This window comes from Candidatus Macondimonas diazotrophica (assembly GCF_004684205.1).
GTDB classification, from domain to species: Bacteria; Pseudomonadota; Gammaproteobacteria; order UBA5335; family UBA5335; genus Macondimonas; species Macondimonas diazotrophica.
Genome location: NZ_SRIO01000048.1, coordinates 1 through 2,566, shown reverse-complemented (window position 1 = coordinate 2,566; position 2,566 = coordinate 1). Strand labels below are relative to the sequence as shown.

The following is a 2,566-nucleotide window of genomic DNA, read 5'->3' as shown; positions in this document are numbered from 1 at the left end:
CGCCAACAAAGGCAATCTAGAAAACCCTCCAATCCTCATCAGCGCGTCGATGTATGGAATTTCAAAGATTCCGCCCAGTATGTTTTCCCTGCCTTTTTCGGTACGCATGTTGTATTTTCCATCTTGGCCATATTCGACATCGCCTATTCTGATGACGCGCCCATGACTCCTTGGCGAATACATCATCACTTCGCCTTCGATTCCTTCGTCATTCACGTACTGAATTACCTGATCATCAGCTAGGCTGACAATATGATCACTGTAAAACCTTTGATCATCCGCTGAAATGCAGCTTATCGTTTCGATCAGGTTGCAAAGGAATTTGATAGAAGAAATTCGCTGTTCTTCAGTCATCGTCGATACTTTCCGACTTGAGTTCTGAGAATGCTTCATGCGCATCAATGATCCGAACGACCTTCACGTCTCCGACAAATCCTTCAATAGTTCTGCTGTAGAGCGTGAGGCTTCCATGATCCGTCAGCATTTGATTTAAAAACCACTCTCGTTCTTCGTCTGGGCCTCGCATAAGCTGATCATGATAGGTTAGGTTGATTTCGAGCTTCACCGTTTTCATGTGTCATCCTGTAAGTTTTGCCTGCCACGATATTGTACAGCCTGCTTTCCGCTTAGCGCAACTCCCCCTTGATTACAGATCTTAGCTCAGCGATTTTTGATCGGTTGAGCTGCATATCCACTTTTGGCGCCGGCAGTGCCGCTTGTGCTGCGCATGGATCAGGCATCCAGCTGTTTCCCTCTGCTGCGGCACGCTCTTTGATTTGCGCCCAGGCCTGCTGAAACATCAATCTCGATCGATCCCGCGTGGACGTCACGAACGCATGCCAATCGAGCAGCCGTACTGCGGCCAGGACTGCCGGGTGTCGTCGCTCTGTCGGGGTCTGCTGCCACTCTACGGCCATTTTGTACGCGAATTCGACCGACGGTAGCGCCGTGGCCTCTTGAGATGCGCAGAGAGCCGCGAACTCGTCCGGGGCGGGCAACCACCGCGCCCCCGCCTTTTTGAGCGCTCTGATGCCTTCTGAGACCTGCGAGCGCTTTGTCACGCCGTGTCTGGCCAGGCTCTCGATCGTTTCGGCGATGTAGGTCCGCGTCCATTCGTGTTTGTCGCCGTAAACTGATCGATGCCACGCAGGGCAAGCCGTGGTCAGCTGGACCATCAGCCAATCCGCAAACTCGTCACTTCTCCCACTGCTTGCGCTTTGCTGCGCGCTCGGCCTGGCCGATCTCCCATCCGCTACGGATGTATTCCTCTGGCGTGTCATAGACCGGGTGCCACCATCCTTCCTTCCAGTCGCCGGCTCCACCGCCATTCCCGCCAGCACTGCCTGTGTATGGTCCGCTGCTTTTTTCACTGATCCACCTCGCGTTGATTGATTGCCATCCGCGTTCGCAGCACAGGGCGATCGCGTCCTGAAGGCTCATGCCCGCCTTGTCCGCCTCTCGCGCTATGCCTGCAAGTGCCGTTGCCGTGAGTGGGGCGCGCTTCGACTTTCGCAGTTCCAGAAAGTCGGCCCAGGTTTGCTCGGATACGTCGTCAGGTCGTTCAACATGAGCACGACTGCCTGCGCGCTTTCGCGCGGGCGGTGTATTTCTCTTAATATCTGCCGTAGTCTCTGTAGTAATCTCTGAAGATGATTGCTTGTTTTCCGCATCACTGTCTGCGACTTTTACCGCATCAAGTCTGCTACTTTTCCGCATACTAGTCTGCGACTCGGTTATAGACGCCAGAGATTTGGACAACTCGTTGAAATCTATGCGAAACCACAGCTTGCACGGTAGACCCATCTTCTTTTCAACAAGGATTCCCATCTGCCTTAGCTTGCCTCTTGCGCCCTCCTGTTCGGCGCGGCTAAGGCCGGTTTCCTCGAACCATTGCTCCTGGGTCTTCCAGAACCATCCGTCGTCGTCTTTTGTCCGCCTCGACCAGTACACGGATTGGCTAAGGAACAATGCGGCAGCGACAGACCCGCCAATCTCAACGAAAGCGCGATGGAAGGCTATTGGGCGGTCTAGCAGGTGCGCTATTTCCTCTGGCCCGAACGTGCTCATGCGTTACCGCCTCATTTTGTAAATGCTAAATCGTTGAGACATTCAATTGCCCTCGTCGAGAATTCCCAGCTCTATAGCATCTGCCGCTATCAGCTCGGTTACATACGTGGTAACGGCCATTCCTCTTCGCGCAGCCAGTCGTTTGACATGCTCTCGCTCATCGAGGGTCATCGGTACGACTACGCGGTGCCGCCGAACTGATTCCAAGCCAACTGCTATTGGGGCCCGCCGTTTGATCTTTTCCATGTTAAGATTCCTATTGCATGTACACGAAGCCGATTGTACATTGCATGCCGCCAAGGCGCAACCCAAATGTTTTTGGCAGGATTTAACGGAAGGCTTGGAGCGTCTTGGCTAGGACGGGACATGAATAACGGGCAAAGCAAAGCGCTTCCGTGCGCTTTCAGGAACGTCAGGAGAAAAGGTTTACAGAATGGCTTGCTAGAAGGCTATAGCCAAGTGACTGGATTTGTGCTGCAGCGCTTAGTCCGCCGCATTC

Annotated in this window: 4 protein-coding genes; all 4 read right to left on the bottom strand. The window is 53.5% G+C overall.

Annotation, left to right across the window (positions count from 1 at the left end; translation table 11 throughout):
- Window positions 1–354 (bottom strand): hypothetical protein (locus E4680_RS13680; protein WP_135282982.1); only part of this gene is annotated, 354 nt, incomplete at its 3' end.
- Window positions 347–574 (bottom strand): hypothetical protein, encoded by a 228-nt coding sequence (locus E4680_RS13675; protein WP_135282981.1) that lies wholly within the window; start codon window positions 572–574, stop codon window positions 347–349. The genes E4680_RS13680 and E4680_RS13675, both read right to left, overlap by 8 nt.
- Window positions 575–626: 52 nt before the next feature.
- Window positions 627–1,175, bottom strand: coding sequence for a replication protein P (locus E4680_RS13670; RefSeq protein ID WP_135282980.1), 549 nt, complete (start codon window positions 1,173–1,175; stop codon window positions 627–629).
- Between the two features lie 19 nt (window positions 1,176–1,194).
- The gene (locus E4680_RS13665) at window positions 1,195–2,067 is read right to left on the bottom strand and encodes a hypothetical protein (RefSeq protein ID WP_135282979.1); all 873 of its coding nucleotides are present in this window, start codon (window positions 2,065–2,067) and stop codon (window positions 1,195–1,197) included.
- Window positions 2,068–2,566: the final 499 nt, after the last annotated feature.